Raw genomic sequence first — 18,077 nt, 5'->3', positions numbered from 1 at the left:
CTACTCTGATAAGTTAGGAGTAAGCCATTTTCTTGCTTTTTCTATACTGATGTTTTTTCTATTAGCGTAATCTTCTAACTGGTCTTCTGTAATTCTGCCCACTCCAAAATATTTGGCGTGAGAACTTCCAAAGTAATACCCCGACACCGATGCCGTAGGAAACATCGCTAAACTTTCGGTGAGGGAAACCCCTATTTCTTCCTCTACTTTGAGTACTTCCCAAATGGTTTCTTTTTCCAAATGGTCTGGACATGCAGGATACCCTGGAGCTGGACGAATTCCTCTATATTTTTCGGCAATAAGCGCCTCGTTATCTAAACTTTCATCTTGGGCATATCCCCAATATTTTAATCTTACCTCACGGTGCAGATATTCTGCAAAAGCCTCTGCAAATCTATCCGCAAGAGCCTTTACCATAATAGCGTTATAGTCGTCATTTTGAGCTTCGTAGGCTTTAGCCAATTCTTCCGTACCAAAGCCAGCCGTTACACAAAACAACCCCAAATAGTCTTGCTTACCCGTGCTTTCTGGAGCAATAAAATCCGACAAAGCATAGTAAGGCTTTCCTTTGGATTTTTTAAGCTGTTGCCTTAATGTTCTAAAGGCTATTTTTTCCTCATTTTTGTTGATGATAATATCGTCTTTATCATTAGATTGAGCAGGGAAAATCCCAAAAACAGCTTTTGCTGTAAGTGTTTTCTCCTTTAGAATATGGCTGAGCATTTTTTGAGCATCATGATACAGTTCTCGAGCCTGAACACCAACGACCTCATCTTCTAAAATCTGTGGATATTTACCGTGTAAATCCCAACTTCTAAAAAACGGCGACCAATCTATATAAGGTAACAAAGCTTCCAAATCTTGATTTTCAATTACCTTTATTCCTAAACTATTAGGCTTGGAAATGATTTCTTTATCCCAATCAATTTTAAAGCGTTCTTGTCTTGCTTCTTTTATTGAGACATACTCCTTCTCTATTTTTCTACCAAGAAATTTCTCTCTAAACTCATCATATTCCTCTCTCAAATTAAGAGCATAAGCATTAGATTTCTCTTTATTAAGTAGAGAACTTACCACATTTACCGCCCTAGACGCATCATTAACATGAACTACCGTATTGCGGTACTGAGGAGCAATTTTAACCGCTGTATGGGCTTTTGAAGTCGTAGCACCGCCTATCATTAAAGGAAATTCTAGATTTTGCCTTTCTAATTCAGAGGCAATGTGTACCATCTCGTCCAAACTCGGAGTAATCAGTCCACTAAGTCCTATAACATCTACCTTTTCGTCTATCGCTGTTTGGATTATCTTTTCAGCAGGTACCATTACGCCCAAATCTACAATATCGTAATTGTTGCAACCCAACACCACACTCACAATATTTTTACCAATATCGTGTACATCTCCCTTTACGGTTGCCATTAAAATTTTACCATTGGACGGTCGTGTAGCATCTTTTTCGCGCTCTATAAAAGGCTGAAGGTAAGCCACGGCTTTTTTCATCACTCTAGCCGATTTTACCACTTGAGGCAGAAACATCTTCCCACTTCCAAATAAATCACCCACTACGCCCATACCTGTCATAAGGTTATTTTCTATTATATCTAAAGGCTTTTCACTCACTTTAAGAGCGGCGTCCATATCTTCCTCTACAAAGCGGTCGATACCCTTTACTAATGAGTAGGTAATTCGTTCTTGCAAAGATTGTTCTCTCCACGATAAATCTTCTACCTTTTCCTTTTTGGTAGATTTATGCGTTTCTGAATATTCTAGTAGGCGTTCTGTAGCATCATCTTTTCGGTCTAATATAACATCTTCTACTAGGGTTAGAAGTTCTTTAGGAATTTCGTCATACACCTCTAACATAGTAGGGTTTACAATCCCCATATTCATTCCTGCTTGTATGGCGTGGTATAAAAATACCGAGTGCATGGCTTCCCTCACGGTATCATTACCTCTAAAAGAAAACGACACATTACTCACGCCTCCACTTACCGAAGCATACAGTAAATTTTGTCTTACCCATCTCGTCGCTTCAATAAAATCTATAGCGTTTCGTCTGTGTTCTTCCATTCCCGTAGCTACAGGAAATATATTAAGGTCAAAAATAATATCCTCTGGAGCAAAGTTGACTTTATCCACCAAAAGGCGATAAGACCGCTCCGCGATTTCTATCCTTCTGTCATAAGTATCGGCTTGCCCCACTTCATCAAAAGCCATAACAATAACCGCCGCACCGTATCTTTTTATTTTTTTAGCTTGATTGATGAATTCTTCTTCGCCACCTTTAAGGCTAATGGAGTTGACCACCGCTTTACCCTGCACGACCTGTAACCCAGCCTCTAAAATCTCCCACTTGGAAGAGTCTATCATAATCGGAATACGAGCAATATCAGGCTCGGAAGCGATGAGGTTTAAGAATTTTACCATAGCTTCTTTACCGTCAATAAGTCCATCGTCCATATTGACATCTAAAATCTGAGCTCCACCTTCTACCTGATGCCTTGCAATATCTAATGCTTCGGAATAGTTGCCTTCTTTTACCAGCCTTAAAAATCGTTTAGACCCTGCAACATTGGTTCTTTCCCCAACATTCACAAAGTTAGATTCGGGAGTGATGATAAGCGGCTCTAATCCTGACAATTTAAGTGGTCTCGCAGGAAGTTCTAATTGATGATGATTTCCTTTCATACGAGATTAAGTTTTCTAGGTTCATAATGTTGTACCAATTCGGCAATGGCACGGATATGCTCTGGCGTTGTACCACAACAGCCCCCAATGATATTGACTAACCGTTTATCTAAATACTCTTTAACTTGCTCTGCCGTTTGCTCTGCCGTTTCATCGTACGCTCCAAAAGCATTGGGCAACCCCGCGTTAGGATACACCGAAATGTAAAAGTTGGAATGTTCTGACAAAGCCTGTAAATAAGGCGTAAGCTGCTTAGCTCCCAAGGCACAATTAAGCCCTACACTCAGCAAGTCTAAATGAGAAACCGAGATAAGAAAAGCCTCCGCTGTTTGTCCACTAAGGGTTCTCCCAGACGCATCGGTAATTGTACCTGATACCATAATGGGGATTTTGGTATTTCTCTCCTCCGCCAACTCATCAATGGCAAACAAAGCGGCTTTGGCGTTAAGCGTATCAAAGATGGTTTCAACGAGTAAAATATCAGCACCACCTTCTAGTAATGCTTTTGCCTGTTGCTTGTAGGCTTTTCTTAAATCTTCAAAGGTAATTGCCCTATACCCTGGGTCATTAACATCTGGAGACAACGATGCCGTTCTGTTAGTAGGTCCCATTGCCCCTGCCACAAAACGAGGTTTATCTGGATTGTTTTCGGTGTAAACTTCACAAAGTTTTTTAGCAATTCTAGCCGATTCATAATTGAGTTCTTCCACCAAAGACTCCATTGCGTAGTCTGCCATTGCAATGGTAGTGCTAGAAAAGGTGTTGGTTTCTATAATGTCTGCCCCTGCGTCCAAATATAGGCGGTGTATCTCTTCTATGGCTTGTGGCTGTGTGAGGGATAGCAAGTCGTTATTCCCTTTAACAGGGTGCTCCCAATCTTTAAAGCGTTCGCCACGATAGTGTTCTTCGGTAAAATTATACCGTTGTATCATAGTGCCCATAGCACCGTCCAAAATAAGTATCCTTTTTTGGAGCAAGGCATCGAGCTGATTAAATATATTAGTTTCCATTTCAATAAAGTTTAAAAAATCATTGAAATGTTAAAAAGAAAGCTCAAAAGGTAAAGTAGAAATCTTTTAGTTATCTATCCCCAAATAGGTAGAATGTAGCACCTTCTTTCTTGATGAAAGGGTTGCTAAGGCTTCACAGGGTCTAGTCCCTCCGCCTTTCTTGATAACATTTCCGATGATGTTAAGGTACAAATACAGCACAAATATAGACCTTAGGTTTTGAATATCCAAAAGAAACAAATTTTTTTTTGAAACAAGTACAACTTTAACCTAATAACCCTGCTCTAAAATAAAAAAGCCAAAGTAAAAGGCTTTACTTTGGCTTTTTTGTATATCTTGGATAGATTTTATCTTTCTGTTTTTCTTCTTTTCAGTTCTCTTTCTATTAGAGATAGCTCTCTACCCGTTTGTCCTGCCACGGAAGTGTTTTCTTGAGCTCTTCTCGTAAGGTATGGCACCACATCTTTCACTGGACCGTAAGGCAGATATTTACATGCATTATATTTTTGGTTTCCTAGATAGTAAGTGATATTATCACTCATTCCATACAGTTGTCCAAAATGGATTTGTTGGAAGTCATTCGGTAGCCCTTTTTCTTTCATTCTATCCATTATTAGCTCCGTAGATTTCTCGTTGTGAGTTCCAAAGAACGCCGAAACTTTGTCTAAATTCGTCATTACAAAATCTATCCCCGCATTATAATTATCATCAGAAGCCTGTTTTGTTGGTTGGATAGGTGATGGGTAGCCCATTTTTTCTGCTCTTTCTCTTTCTTTCTCCATATAAGCCCCTCTCACAAATTTGTAGCCTAAGTAGTAACCTTTAGATTTAGCTCTTTCTAAGTCTTCGGCTAGATACTCCAATCTTCCTGTTCTATACATCTGAATGGTATTCCACACAATGGCTCTCTCCTTATTATAACGAGATTTCATTTCGTTTACCAAATCATCTACGGCTGTTTGTATCCAAGACTCTTCGGCATCTACCATTACTATCACACCTTTGTCGTATGCTAACTGACAAACTTCTTCGTAGCGTTTCACTACCCTGCTCCACTCTTCTTTTTCTGAACTTGTTAGCTCTTTTTTCGCCTGAACTTCTGCATATAAATCTAACCTCCCAAATCCTGTTGGTTTAAAAACTACAAAAGGAATGGCAGGATTCCCCGCAGCGTATAGAATATTTTGTTTTATTTCTTCGCAAGTATGGTCAAAGGCTTGTTCTTCTTCTTTACCTTCTATGGCATAATCAAAGATGCTGCCTATATGACGCTGATACATCTCATTAACTACTTTCTGGCTTTGCTCTCTAGTAACGCCACCACAAAACTGTTGGAATAATGTTTTTTCGACAACCCCCTCCACAAAAGGGAAATTATTTTTAATACTAAAGTTAAGAAGGTTTATCCCTATACTAGTCAATTGTGGAAACTTAATCATAGTAAACATCCACTTTGCTTTCTCTAGCTGTTCTGTTGTTTTATCTGCAAAAGCGACTTTGGTATCGTTAAAAAGACTCATTATTAGTTGTTTTTTATATGACGGCAAATTTATCTAATTTATTCGATTTAAAACTAATTTCTTTATTAAAATTTAGTTCCTTTTAAATAATCGTTGATAATAGCAAATACTCCAAATAAGCCAATAGAGTTTAATTTATTTTTATAATTTAGCTGTGATGAAAATGACTTTACAATAACAAACAACATATTATTAAATGCAAATTAACTTAGGTTTTACTTATCATTTTATTAAAAATCTAATTCTCTCTTCTTTTATTATTTGGGGAATAGGAATTCTTGACTTTTATATCCGTATCTATAGCTTAGCTGCCGTACATGTTTGGATTATACCGTTTCTCTGTTCTGTTTTACTGTTAGTTGTGCATAAATTATTCTTTGATGATATCCCAATAATATCAATTATTATTGTGGTATTATGCTTATCAGCTTTTAATATAATTGACGCGTTTAGCCTTCATTGTGATAAAGATATTCAACAAAGTTACATACTTAGGGTTATTAACTTTCCAAGCAGTGTCTTTCTATTGTATTATACCATTACTTCGTATTGGAGGAGATTTGATAAAAAACAACAAACCATTATTCTATTAGTATTTTTAGTTATCCTTTGGAGTATGAATTTTATGGATTATGGCATTTTTAGAATTTTCAACTTGATAGTATCATCTTTTTAAAAGCTCTATTTTAAAATATCTACTCCAAAAATATAGTTATCTTTGCTGAAATTTAGCACTTATGATTAGTCGTTTAGATTCCGATTTTAGTAGTCTTAATCAGTTTTTAGAAAAGACCCAACCAAGCCAAATTATCATCTTGGTAGATGAGAACACTCACGAATATTGCCTCCCCACTCTTCTAGGAAATTTACGAACCGATATTCATTTTGAAATTGTAGAAATAGAAGCTGGTGAGGAGAATAAAAACATCGGTACAGCCGTACAGATTTGGGAGATACTATCGGATTTTAAAGTAGATAGAAAATCATTACTCATTAACCTTGGCGGTGGTGTTATTAGTGATTTAGGTGGTTTTATTGCTTCTACTTACAAACGAGGTTTTAGTTTTATTAACCTCCCAACCACGCTCCTCTCTATGTGTGATGCTTCCATAGGCGGAAAAACAGGGATAGACCACCAATACCTTAAAAATATCGTGGGGACTTTTGCACTTCCTGAACAGATATTTGTTTATACGGATTTTTTGAAAACATTACCTTTTGTTGAGCTAAGAAGTGGCTTTGCAGAAATGCTGAAACATGGTCTCATAGCTGATAGACAACATTGGGACGTTCTAAGCTCTATTAGCGAACTCACTCCAGAAAGTGTTGCTCCCTTTATAGAAACTTCTATGAAAATAAAACAAGAGGTCGTAAATAAAGACTTCAAGGAACAAAATGTAAGAAAAACGCTCAATTTTGGACATACTATTGGACACGCTGTAGAAAGCCTTTTTATGGCACTAGAAAAGCCTATCCCTCACGGTGAAGCCGTAGCACTAGGTATGATTACAGAAAGCTACCTTGCCCTTACAGAAGGGCTTATAGATAACGAAACTTATCATAATATAGAGAAACATTTGCTTCGTTTTTACCCCTATATTTCTATAAAAGAATTTTCTAACGACAACATTATAACCTTAATGAAAAACGACAAGAAAAACCAAAATGGTATTGTTAATTTCGCACTCATCAATGGGATAGGTAGTTGCTTATTTGATTATAAAGTAGAAGAAAAACAAGTAATTTCTGCACTTGATTACTACAGAAATTTAGAGAAGTAAATAAAAAAGAGGGCTTTTCTGTTTGAAAAGCCCTCTTTCAATTTTATTTTTTAGGAGACAGTTTACTCCATGTATTGAGTACAAAAACTAAAAGCACTCCCAACAACGCCGCAGAAATAGAAAATACAAACTTGGTATTCTCATTATCCATAAATCCTAATTCCCAATCTATTGCATAAAGGTTAAGACCTATAAATACAATAAATAATCCTAAAAATATTTTATATACTAGTTTCATACTCATATCACTTTTTAGATATTGATATAATTTGCTATTAGTTGTGCAAAATTAGCTGTAAATAGTTTTATAGAAATAGCTAATAATATAATCCCAAACACCTTTTGGAAAATCATAAGTGTAGCATCTCCAAGTTTTTTCTCTAACCAGTTAGCAGATTTAAGTACAAGATAAATCACTAAAATATTGAGTAATATACCTATAATAATATTTACAATATGATATTCTGCTCTTAACGAAAGAGTAGTAGTTAGCGTCCCTGCTCCTGCGACCAAAGGAAATGCAATAGGAACTATGGAAGCTGCATTAACCTCTCCTGCCTTGTGGATTTCAATTCCTAAAATCATTTCTAAAGCAATCACAAAAATAACAAACGCCCCTGCTATTGCGAATGAGTTAACATCTACCCCAATAAATTGCAAAATTTTATCTCCAATAAAAAGAAAAGAAATCATTAGAATACCCGATACTATAGATGCCTTTTCTGACTCTATATGACCAAACCTTTTCCTTAATGATACAATAACAGGAATAGAACCGATAATATCTATTACCGCAAACAATACCATGAAACTCGTCATTGACTCTTTAAGTGAAAATTCTTCTAAAAACTCCATTTGTATTACATTTTTGGGCACAAAAATAGGAATAAAAAATGATTATACCATCATCTTATTATGTAAATTGATGATTTTGTAATACAGTTCATTTAGTTGCTCTTCGTCTTTCACAGGAGCGTACTTTTCTATTTCTATATTAGAAACCAATTGCCTGTATTCTTCAGCTATAAAATATCCTTTCTTCTCCTCTATCACAGATTGGATATTGATACTGTTTGTGTTAAAATAGTGCTGAACTTTTATCTTCATTTTATCAAAAGTATCAAAAAACATTGGATAGTTTTTATACTCCAAAGATTCTCTGAGAACTCTGTAATCATCTTCAAAATCAATTATACTGTAGTGTTGTACTTTCAAATCAGATTTTACATCAGTTGCATTACCATTTTTCTTCAATCTCTTACTCAATAAAAAACCTCCTAAAAAACTACTTAACAATAGTAACCCTCCTAGAAGATACCATTTAGTATTTTCAGAGCTTTTAAAAGTTTCATTTTTAATTTTAGGAAGTTGTACGGTTTCTAAGACATAGTTGGTATTGTCTATCACTTTATCCAAAGTGTTAGTTTTTGCTTTATCTAAACTATCGGAAGCTACCAACACATTCACTTCATTAAGTTCTAATGTGTGATAAGATTCTTTTTTAGGGTCAAAATAAACCAAAGGCTCCAACTCTAGTTTTATATCACCAAGTACATTAGGCACTACTAAATACTTAGCAACTAAACTCCCCTTCATTCCGTGCTGGGTAACGGCTATATTTTTTGTGATTTTTGGAGGATAAACCCTATAGTCTTTGTTTGATACAAGTGCAGGAAATTGCAACCTATCCAAATTCCCTACCCCTTTTAAACGCACCGTAAAATAAAACGGTACTCCCTTTTTTACCTCTTTTACAACACTATCAGATGCTATTTCAAACTGACCAACTGCATTTTTGAACCCAACAGGAGCCTCTTTTGGTAAAGGCTTAACCCTTATAGAATTTTTTGAGTTAGAATAAATAACCTCATCTTTCCCCGTTCCTGCTACCTCAGCAGAAATTTTAGGAAGCTCCACCTGTCCAGATTTTTCAGGAAACATTACATACACTCCCAACACTTGAGACAAAAGTATATTCCCTTCTAATGGTTCTATATCATCTGATCTTCCTGATACAAGGTAAAACCTATTATCCCCATCTTTTGGAAGTTTAATATCATGGATTCTTTGAAAATAGTCTATATTCTTAGCATACGCTTTGAGCTCTACCACCGCTCCTTGATGTTGATAAACAGAGTGACTTTTAACCTGTAGTTTTAGTTGAATATCATCAGAAATCTTATTATTACTCAACGCCTCTCTTCCCGTCACAGATACTTCAAACGGTTCTGTTTTATATATTTTCCCATTTACCGTTACAAGTGCACTACCTACTTTTACTTTCCCCGTTTTTTTGGGTGCTATCAAAATCTGATAAATAATTTGATCTACCGTAATATTTTTATCAGGGTCTAAGAAAGTATTTCTAGAGGAACCATCGCTTAGAACTTCAAATTTTGAAAGGTCGGGCAACCTTATCAGAGACTCTTGTCTGTATTCGTTACCATTAAGCTCTAGCATTATTGTAAATAATACAGGCTCATTTGCTTTGACTTCTTTGGTATTAGTTTCTGCATAAAAAGAGACTTGCCCGTACAATTTTACGGACAATAAGAATAGTAATATACTCCAAAACTCCTTACGCATTATAGCTACCAATCCTTTTCATTACTTTTGGGGTCTATGTATGAATTTTTATTAAGAATTCTTCGTGCAGCATCACGCTCTTTGCTTTCCAAGCGTTGCATAATTCTATTTTCTTCTTCCTTAGACATTCCTCTTTTATTTTCAGAGCTGTTATTATCAGGTTTAGGCGTCTGTCCTGTACCCTGACCTTTATCTTTCTCATTAGCTCCACCATTTTTATTTTTATCTGAGTTTTGAGGCGACTCTTGTTCAGATTTTTTTTGCTGATTATCTTGTGATTTATCTTGCTCCGAATTTTGATTTTGAGATTTATTATTTGATTTTGATTGATTCTTCTCCTTTTGTTTTAACTTAGAAATATTATAATTCTTTCTTATAGACTCATTGTAAGGGTCTTGTTGTAAAGCTTTCTTATAAAATTCAGCGGCTTTATCATAATTTTGAGCCTTCATTTCTGCATTGCCTAAGTTGTACAGAGCAGCCATTTTATCTTCCTTAGTTTTTGCTAGAGATAAGGCTTTCTGATATTCTGCCTTTGCTTCAGAATACATTTCTCTCTTATACAAAGTATTGCCTAAATTATAATAACCTCCAAAATCCTGCTTCTTTTTAATAGCCTCTAAGAAGTAAGACGAGGCTTTATCATAGTTTTTAGAATCATATTCTCTATTTCCCTTATAGGACAAAGCATTATAACTACCCTGCCCTTGCAAGATACAGATACAAAAGAAAGTTAAACAAAAACTAATAAATAGATTCCTAGTCATTTACTATGCAAAAATAACGATTTTAAATGTTAAAATCTCGCTTAGGATTTGTTAAATAAATGATAAAAAATAAGAGCAAAGCCGCCGCCAAAAAGTATTGATAGTAATGTACCCCCGTTTGAGATTTCACAAAACTTTCTGTTGTGGAAGATTGCTTTTTAAGATTTTCTAAAATCCCATCAACCGCTTTATCTATATGGTTACCATCAATATAAACACCTCCTGTCTTTTCAGAAATATTTATTAAAGCCTGAGTTTGTCTTTTAGAAATTACCGTTTCTCCCATTAGGCTAGACTTATATCCCATCAATTGTCCAAAAATATATTCGGGAATTGGAGCACCTTCCTCTGTACCTACACCTACGGTAATAACTTGTATTCCATTAGATTGAGCTTCTTTTATTGCTGCAGCTTCATTGCCTTCGTTATCTTCACCATCACTTATCAATACTATTCTACCAGAACCCTTAGAAACCGCCTTAAATTTAGAAACCGCCACCTGCATTGCTTTATAGAAATCTGTCCCTTGCGTAGAGACCACCGAAGTTTCCAAACCAGACACAAAAGATTCCGCCGCCAAATAATCCGTAGTTAATGGCATTACAGAAAACGCCTCTCCCGCAAAAACGGCTAACCCTACTCTATCATTAGTCATTTTTTGCATAGATGATATTACAATATTTTTCGCTAACGAAAGTCTATCTGGAGCAACATCTTGAGCATTCATAGAATTAGAAATATCTACAAGAAACATCACATTATTCATTTTTTGCTGTACTTTAATTTCTTCTTTACCACCTATTAAATCCATCATCGCAAAAATTAAAAACAAAAATGCCACAAAATACATCACCAAGAAAAACTTAGGATACCATTTTGTTTTTTCAAATAATGTACTCTGAAAGCGTTCATCTGCAAAATAGCCTCTCACCCTTTCTTTCCATTTTAAATAACGAAACAAAAGATAACCCAATAATGGTAACAAAAGCATCAATAATGCATACCAATAATTACCCAAATACCAATCCATCACTATAACATAAAGTTTCTCTTGTTAATTTAATACTCTAAACACCCTCCATCTCAACAAAGCATCTAGAACCAAAGTTACCAATGCTATCCATAAAAACCATCTGAAATACTCTTGATAATTGTAAATCTTAGAGGTTTTAATATTAGACTTTTCTAAAGTGTCTATTTCTTCGTAAATCTGCTTTAAACTCTCATTAGAGGTCGCTCTAAAATACTTACCTCCTGTAATTTGGGCTACATCTCTCAGAAGATATTCATCTATTTTCACCTGTTCCTCTGTAAACACTAGATTACCAAAAATATCTTGCTGTGTAGGCATCAATGCCAAACCATTACTTCCAATACCTATGGTATAGACTTTAATATCATTATTTCGTGCCAGTTCTGCTGCTGTTAGTGGAGACATCGCGTTATCTATTGTATTTACGCCGTCTGTCATTAAAATAATGATTTTTGACTTTGCTTTAGATTTTCTTAAATGGCTCACAGCTACCGCCAAACCATCGCCGATATTAGTTCCTCCTTCTAAATCCATCGGATTAAAACTCATCAATTCTTCCTCTACTACCCTATGATCCGAAGTCAATGGCACTCTCATCAACGCCTCTCCAGAATATTCCACCAAGCCTATCCTATCCGTAGTTCTTTGCTTAATGAAAGTTCTTGCAATCTCTTTAAGAGCCGTTAGTCTATCAGGCTCTAAATCTTTAGCCAACATACTCAACGACACATCTATGGAAAGCACAATATCCATACCTTTAGTCTCATCTCTATCTTCCGAAATACTAAAAGTTCTAGGTCTTGCTATTGCTAAAATAAGAGCTGAAAGAATGATATATTTAGAAATTTTAAGTAGCCATAACACCGCTCCAAAATAAGAAATCACTTGCATATTCTTAGTAGAAGACACAGCAACTCCTTTTCTTTTCTTATGACTTAAATCTCTAAAAACAAGAGGTATAAAACCTAAAAAAAGTAATAAAAACCAAGGATTATGAAACTCAAAATTAAACATCTTTCCTTAAGTTTTCAAATTCTATATCTTGATATGAACGCTTCACAAAATCCACTATTTTCTGATAGTCGGTTTCCATTAAATCTGCATCAGGAATGGTTTTAGCAAACTTCACCAAATCACCTCTCAAAAAGACATCCTCTATCACTTTTTCATTTTCTATTGATATTTTAGAGTCTTCTTTCATTAAAGCCAACAAATCATCTGTTAGTAAAACTTCCGCAGGAATATGGTACTGCTCTTGTAAAAAAGTCCTACTAATCTCTATAAGTTCCACATAGAAACTTCTGTAATTACCCGACTGTATATACTTTTTCTTCTTTAATAATTCTAGTGCTTTTAGGATTTTATTAGTTGGTAATTTAGCCTCTGCCGATTTTTTTCTTCCATATTTAATAAAGAACACTATCAGAAATACCAACGCTAAAAAGCCCAAAATACCCAACACATAATATTTATACAACTCCCAATAATCTCTTACTCCAAGCTCTACCTGCTTGTTATTCACAATATCCTTCACCTCATCTCCTTGTTGAGCTGTATTTACCACTTGTATTTCGTAAGGTATCGTTGTTTGTACCTGCCCTCCAATTTTGAATTCCAAAGGTGGAATCTTAAAAGTTCCTTCCTCAAAAATGGCAAACTCTATCAGCCTCGTGTATTGGTCTTCTTTTTTATCTATATCATCTTTAATTTCTTCAAAATGAAAGGGTAACAACTCATTTTTAGGAGCAGACACTACATCTTTCCCTTGAAGACCATTGATGGTTATTTTAAGCACCGTAGGCTCTCCCATTCCTACTTTATTTTTTGTAAGACTAGAAGAAAGTGTTTGAGCCCCAAAGCACTGTAAAAAAAATACTGCTATATATGTATAAATTATTCTTAATTTCATCTCCTTTGGAAATATTGATATAATGCTCGTGTATAATCAGCACCTGTTTTAAGGTCTATAAAATGGGCAGAACTTTTATCAAAAGTTTCCTTCATCTTTTTTAAATTCTGCTTTTGTTCTTCGGCAAAATGATATCTAAATCTTCGGTTAGAAGTGTTCACCCAAATATTTTCTCCTGTTTCTACATCTTGAAAAAACACATATCCCACATCTGGAATTTCGTTATCCTTATCATCTGCTACTCTTATTCCTAATAATTGATGCTTCCTTGATGCTACCTTTAATGTTTTCTCATCTATCTCATCATTAAAATCGGATAGTAAAAACAAAAACGATTTCTTCTTAAAAACATTCATCACATATTCTAAAGCTACATCTATATTAGATTTCGCAGGTACATAATCTGCTGACAAAATTTGACTCAAAATGGCTAAAATATGCTTCCTACCTTTCTGTGGCGGAATGACTTTATATACTTTATCTGCAAAAAGTACCACACCTACCTTATCATTATTTCCTACTGCCGAAAATCCTAAACTAGCACAAATCTCTGCTACAAATTCTTTCTTTAGTTGAACCTTTGTTCCATAATCCATAGACGCAGAAATATCTACCAATAGCATAATAGTAAGCTCTCTTTCCTCCTCCATCACCTTAACAAAGGGTTCTTTGAAACGAGCAGTTTTATTCCAGTCAATCCTTCTAATATCATCTCCAAACTGATATTGCCTCACTTCAGAAAAAGCCATTCCCTGCCCTTTAAAAGCACTATGATACTGCCCCATAAGCGCCGCATCTATCCTTTTTTTGGTGCGAATTTCTATCTGCTTAACCTTCTTTATGATGTCTTTTACCTGCATCTATTTTTCTGTATCAAATAAAATAAAGTTTTATGGAGCTTGAACTCTAGCTAAAACTCTATCTACAATTTCATCTGTAGTGATATTTTCGGCTTCAGCTTCAAAACTCAATCCAATTCGGTGTCTTAAAACATCTTTTGCAATCTCTTTAACATCTTCTGGAATCACGAAAGCTCTTCCTTTAATAAAGGCTATTGCACGAGATGCCACCGCTAAACCGATAGATGCTCTAGGAGACGCACCAAAACTGATATAATCTTTTAAATCGGATAAGCCATAACGCTCAGGAAAACGAGTTGCAAAGACCATATCCAAAATATATTTCTCTATTTTTTCGTCTAGATAGATTTTATTGATAAGTTGCTTAGCTTCTGAAATTTGCTCCAAAGATACCACAGGAGTTACCTTAGGAATATCTGATGTAGACACCATTCTCATTACCGCTCTTTCGTCCTCAAATTCAGGATATTCTATTTTACATTTTAGCATAAAACGGTCGGTTTGTGCTTCTGGCAAAAGGTAAGTTCCTTCTTGGTCAATAGGGTTTTGCGTTGCCATTACAAGAAATGGTTTTGGCAACTGTAATGTTTCATCACCTATGGTTACCTGCTTTTCTTGCATCACTTCCAATAGTGCCGATTGCACCTTTGCTGGAGCACGGTTAATCTCATCAGCCAACACAAAATTAGCAAACACGGGACCTTTCTTTATAGAAAAATCATTCTCTTTAACATTATAAATCATTGTACCTACCACATCTGCAGGTAGAAGGTCTGGCGTAAACTGTATCCTTGAAAACTGTCCTTGTAAGGCTTCCGAAAGTGTTTTTATAGCCAAAGTTTTTGCCAAGCCAGGCACGCCCTCTAAAAGGATATGCCCATTACCCAAAAGCCCTACTAGCAATCTATCCACCATATAAGACTGCCCTATAACCACCTTCCCCATCTCTTCTTTTAAGAGCTTAAAATGATAGTTCTGAACTTGAATCTGTTCAGTTAAAATCTTTATTTCTTCCGCTTGATGTAATTCTGCCATTTTTATTCAAAAATATTTGGTAAAAGTGCAATAATTCGAGAATATTTTCAAAATAAATTAAGCTAAATTTGTGTTAAAGTTTGTTAAATTAAATCCTTTATTCATCGTATTTAACCAAGCTCTCCCTAGAAAATAGTTAATTTATAATAAAACTTTGGCATTTTCAACTAATTAAACTATTTTTGAGGATTAAATACATTTTTAATAAAGTTGAAATGAATTATCATTTTTCTAACCATAAAACTGTCAGAAAAAATCTGTTAAAAGTACTGCAAAGCACTCCTTTGCAGCAATTGCTCGTAATTCCTGATGGATTTAATAATAACATCTATTGGAACATTGCTCATTGTGTAGCCACTCAACAGTTGTTGCACTACTATCTTAGCGGTAACCCTTTTCGGATAGACTCTTACTGGATAGAACGATACAAAAAAGGCACACTCCCAAACCTAGATGTAAAGGATTCTGAAGTGGAAGATTTAGGATTTCTACTATCCGAGACTTCTAGAGTTTTAATGAAAGACTATGATGATGGTCTATTTTTGGACTACTCGCCATATTCTACCAGTTTTGGGATAGATATTAAAAGTATCAAAGAAGCCATTATATTCAACAACTTACACGAAAGCTTGCACTACGGCTATATATTAGCACAGAGAAGAGCATTGATGATTGACTAAACAACAGAAAATGAAGCAAGATTATACATCGCACCAAAAAAATAACGATAAAAAAGAAGATTTCATCTTCGGTTTAAGACCTGTAATAGAAGCCATAGAAGCAGGTAAAACCATAGATAAAGTATTCTTACAAAATGGGTTACAAGGGAGCATTTATGTCGAACTCAAAGCACTTTTAGCAAAGCACAAAATCCGTCCTAATTATGTACCTATAGAAAAGCTCAATCATTTTACGAGAAAAAATCATCAAGGCGTGGTAGCTTTTATTTCGGACATTCCTTTCCATAGTATCGAGGCGGTACTCCCTGAAATATTTGAACAAGGTAAAACGCCTTTCTTAGTCATTTTGGACAGGCTAACTGATGTTAGAAATTTCGGAGCTATTTGTAGAACTGCAGAATGTGTAGGCGTAGATGCCATCATCATTCCAGAAAAAGGTGCAGCTCCCATCAATTCAGATGCTATTAAAACTTCTGCTGGGGCACTATACAATGTTAAAATATGTAAAGAAAAAAATCTAGCTCACACCGTAGATTTTCTGCAACAGTCGGGTGTTTCTGTGTTTTCTGCAACCGAAAAAGCGGAAAAACTAATCTATGATGTAGATTTTAAAATTCCTTTTGCCCTAGTAATGGGGAACGAGGAAAAAGGCATATCTAAAGAAGTTCTTCACCATTCTGACGAAAAAATAAAACTACCAATAGAAGGTAAAACTCAATCCCTAAATGTGTCCGTGGCTTGCGGGGCTATCTTGTACGAAGTGGTAAGACAGAGAATGGGACTTTAAAAATTAAAATAACACAACTAAAATTTGAAATATTTAAAATGATTAAAAAAGTAATTGCATTTAGCATCGTTGCATTCGCATTAACATCTTGTAAAAAAGACAAAGAAACCAAAGTGGTTATCAATAAAGAAACAGGTAAAGCTGAAACCATTACAGTAGATACTCCGCAGGAAGAAGGAGCTAAAATTCCTGAGGCAAAACCTGCCATCACTGATTCTGCTGGGGTATACTCTTTATCTTTTAAACTAGAAAAAGGTAAAACCTATCCTTTAACTTCCTTTCAAAAAGATGTTACTACTGTAAAAGACCCTTCTGGAAAAAGCATTAGTGGTACACAAGAAATGACCGATGAAATTACTTTTACCGTAAACGATTTTGTTAATGGCACTTACGATATTACCGTAAACCTCGTAGGAAAAGTTAATAAATCTTCTTCCCAAGGCAAAACAGTAGTTATTGATACCAAACAAGCTGCACCAAAAGAGGAACAACTAAAAGGTATGTGGACGGTAAACAAAGCTCTTTCTGGTAACAAACTCCAAATGAAAATGGACGAAAAGGGGAATGTTATTTCTATTTCGGGATTTGATGCAGTTTATAAAAAGGTGGAACAAAACATCACTAGTCTTATCAAAGATGCCAAAGAAAGAAAACAATTTATGGACGGTTTCAAGCAAGGGTTTAATGAGAAAATGTTTAAGGAACAATTTACTCAAAGCCTTAACATTCTGCCTAAAAAAGGAGTTAAAATAGGCGAAACTTGGACAGAAACCGATAATTTAACACCTGACGGAAAGCTAAAAATCAGTACCACTTATAAACTAGAAAAAGTAGCTGATGGAAAGGCAGAAGTAAGCATAAAAGGTGGCATTCCAAAAAAATCTGACTCTAAAAAGCAAGAAGGTATCACACACAGCATTAGTGTAGAAGGTTCTCAGAATGGTAAAATTATTTTAGATGCCAACACAGGTTGGATTCTTTCGTCTAAACAAAATATGACTACTACACAAAAGGAAAGTTTATCTGATGGTAAACAAAGCCAAACGATGACGCAGACCACACAGTCTAGCATTACGCTTAATCCTTAATCATATTATAAATACACCTATTCTATTACTTTAGTGTAGGTGTATTTTGATTTTTTTAACTCTTTAAAACCGTATTATTTACAACAAATTATGCAATATATTTTAAAGATAATTTTGACTACTATTGTTATATTTTTTGTTTGGAATATCCTAAAACGGTTATTCTTTAACAAATTCTATAATTATTTTCCTCATCAGAAAGCTCAAAATAAATCACAATCTCAAAGTCAGTCTCGGCAAAAAAGCACTTCCAAAAAGAGCAATATAAAATGGGAGGCCGAAACCGTAGACTATGAAGAAATAAAGGAATAATACGCTACAAAACTCACG

Annotated in this window: 17 protein-coding genes and 1 riboswitch; of the genes, 5 read left to right on the top strand and 12 right to left on the bottom strand. The window is 35.1% G+C overall.

All coding sequences use genetic code 11. From position 1 onward, the window contains the following. The 3 genes from metH to RA0C_RS09995 all read right to left on the bottom strand — a co-directional run bounded on the left by metH (position 1) and on the right by RA0C_RS09995 (position 5,221). Positions 1-2,691 carry a methionine synthase gene (gene metH, locus RA0C_RS10005; RefSeq protein WP_004917494.1) on the bottom strand — a complete coding sequence of 897 codons (2,691 nt, stop codon included), beginning with the start codon at positions 2,689-2,691 and terminating at the stop codon, positions 1-3. Then, positions 2,688-3,701, bottom strand: coding sequence for a homocysteine S-methyltransferase family protein (locus tag RA0C_RS10000; protein WP_004917492.1), 1,014 nt, complete (start codon positions 3,699-3,701; stop codon positions 2,688-2,690). Before RA0C_RS10000 ends, metH begins: the two co-directional genes overlap by 4 nt. 67 nt (positions 3,702-3,768) lie before the next feature. Continuing rightward, positions 3,769-3,871, bottom strand: a riboswitch (SAM riboswitch). Between the two features lie 177 nt (positions 3,872-4,048). Beyond that, on the bottom strand, positions 4,049-5,221 hold the full coding sequence (locus RA0C_RS09995) for a proline dehydrogenase family protein (protein ID WP_004917491.1): 1,173 nt from the start codon (positions 5,219-5,221) through the stop codon (positions 4,049-4,051). A 737-nt stretch (positions 5,222-5,958) separates the two neighbouring features. Here RA0C_RS09995 and aroB point away from each other — a divergent pair. Then, complete coding sequence (gene aroB / locus RA0C_RS09985) at positions 5,959-7,002, top strand: 3-dehydroquinate synthase (RefSeq protein ID WP_004917485.1); 1,044 nt, start codon at positions 5,959-5,961, stop codon at positions 7,000-7,002. Positions 7,003-7,045: 43 nt separating this feature from the next. Here the strand turns inward: aroB and RA0C_RS09980 are convergent, their stop codons facing one another. Genes RA0C_RS09980 through RA0C_RS09940 form a run of 9 tightly spaced genes read right to left on the bottom strand, consistent with a single transcriptional unit; the run spans position 7,046 to position 15,192 of the window. Beyond that, positions 7,046-7,240 carry a hypothetical protein gene (locus tag RA0C_RS09980; RefSeq protein WP_004917483.1) on the bottom strand — a complete coding sequence of 65 codons (195 nt, stop codon included), beginning with the start codon at positions 7,238-7,240 and terminating at the stop codon, positions 7,046-7,048. Positions 7,241-7,254: 14 nt separating this feature from the next. Beyond that, the gene (locus RA0C_RS09975) at positions 7,255-7,857 is read right to left on the bottom strand and encodes a MarC family protein (RefSeq protein ID WP_004917482.1); all 603 of its coding nucleotides are present in this window, start codon (positions 7,855-7,857) and stop codon (positions 7,255-7,257) included. A gap of 42 nt (positions 7,858-7,899) precedes the next feature. Beyond that, positions 7,900-9,588: a BatD family protein gene (locus RA0C_RS09970; RefSeq protein WP_013447196.1), complete on the bottom strand. Its 1,689-nt coding sequence runs from the start codon at positions 9,586-9,588 to the stop codon at positions 7,900-7,902. Between the two features lie 5 nt (positions 9,589-9,593). Continuing rightward, on the bottom strand, positions 9,594-10,355 hold the full coding sequence (locus RA0C_RS09965) for a tetratricopeptide repeat protein (RefSeq protein ID WP_004917478.1): 762 nt from the start codon (positions 10,353-10,355) through the stop codon (positions 9,594-9,596). A 22-nt stretch (positions 10,356-10,377) separates the two neighbouring features. Continuing rightward, entirely contained in the window at positions 10,378-11,385 is a 1,008-nt protein-coding gene (locus tag RA0C_RS09960) for a VWA domain-containing protein (protein WP_004917475.1), read from the bottom strand. 24 nt (positions 11,386-11,409) lie between these two features. Then, positions 11,410-12,402, bottom strand: coding sequence for a vWA domain-containing protein (locus RA0C_RS09955; protein WP_004917473.1), 993 nt, complete (start codon positions 12,400-12,402; stop codon positions 11,410-11,412). Continuing rightward, positions 12,395-13,297, bottom strand: a complete 903-nt coding sequence (locus RA0C_RS09950) for a BatD family protein (RefSeq protein ID WP_004917472.1) — start codon at positions 13,295-13,297, stop codon at positions 12,395-12,397. The genes RA0C_RS09955 and RA0C_RS09950 overlap by 8 nt, the downstream gene beginning before the upstream one ends. Beyond that, on the bottom strand, positions 13,294-14,157 hold the full coding sequence (locus tag RA0C_RS09945; protein WP_004917470.1) for a DUF58 domain-containing protein: 864 nt from the start codon (positions 14,155-14,157) through the stop codon (positions 13,294-13,296). The genes RA0C_RS09950 and RA0C_RS09945 overlap by 4 nt, the downstream gene beginning before the upstream one ends. Positions 14,158-14,187: 30 nt before the next feature. Beyond that, positions 14,188-15,192 carry an AAA family ATPase gene (locus tag RA0C_RS09940; protein ID WP_004917468.1) on the bottom strand — a complete coding sequence of 335 codons (1,005 nt, stop codon included), beginning with the start codon at positions 15,190-15,192 and terminating at the stop codon, positions 14,188-14,190. A 215-nt stretch (positions 15,193-15,407) separates the two neighbouring features. On the opposite strand from RA0C_RS09940, the gene RA0C_RS09935 reads away from it, so the two are divergent. The 4 genes from RA0C_RS09935 to RA0C_RS10600 all read left to right on the top strand — a co-directional run bounded on the left by RA0C_RS09935 (position 15,408) and on the right by RA0C_RS10600 (position 18,059). Beyond that, positions 15,408-15,872 carry a DinB family protein gene (locus RA0C_RS09935; protein WP_013447195.1) on the top strand — a complete coding sequence of 155 codons (465 nt, stop codon included), beginning with the start codon at positions 15,408-15,410 and terminating at the stop codon, positions 15,870-15,872. Between the two features lie 10 nt (positions 15,873-15,882). After that, complete coding sequence (gene rlmB, locus RA0C_RS09930; protein ID WP_013447194.1) at positions 15,883-16,659, top strand: 23S rRNA (guanosine(2251)-2'-O)-methyltransferase RlmB; 777 nt, start codon at positions 15,883-15,885, stop codon at positions 16,657-16,659. A gap of 38 nt (positions 16,660-16,697) precedes the next feature. Further along, positions 16,698-17,747: a DUF6263 family protein gene (locus tag RA0C_RS09925; protein ID WP_013447193.1), complete on the top strand. Its 1,050-nt coding sequence runs from the start codon at positions 16,698-16,700 to the stop codon at positions 17,745-17,747. A 90-nt stretch (positions 17,748-17,837) separates the two neighbouring features. Next, entirely contained in the window at positions 17,838-18,059 is a 222-nt protein-coding gene (locus tag RA0C_RS10600) for a hypothetical protein (protein WP_004917461.1), read from the top strand. Positions 18,060-18,077: the final 18 nt, after the last annotated feature.

The organism is Riemerella anatipestifer ATCC 11845 = DSM 15868, from assembly GCF_000252855.1.
Taxonomy (GTDB): Bacteria; Bacteroidota; Bacteroidia; order Flavobacteriales; family Weeksellaceae; genus Riemerella; species Riemerella anatipestifera.
This window is presented reverse-complemented; position numbering and strand designations above follow the sequence as displayed.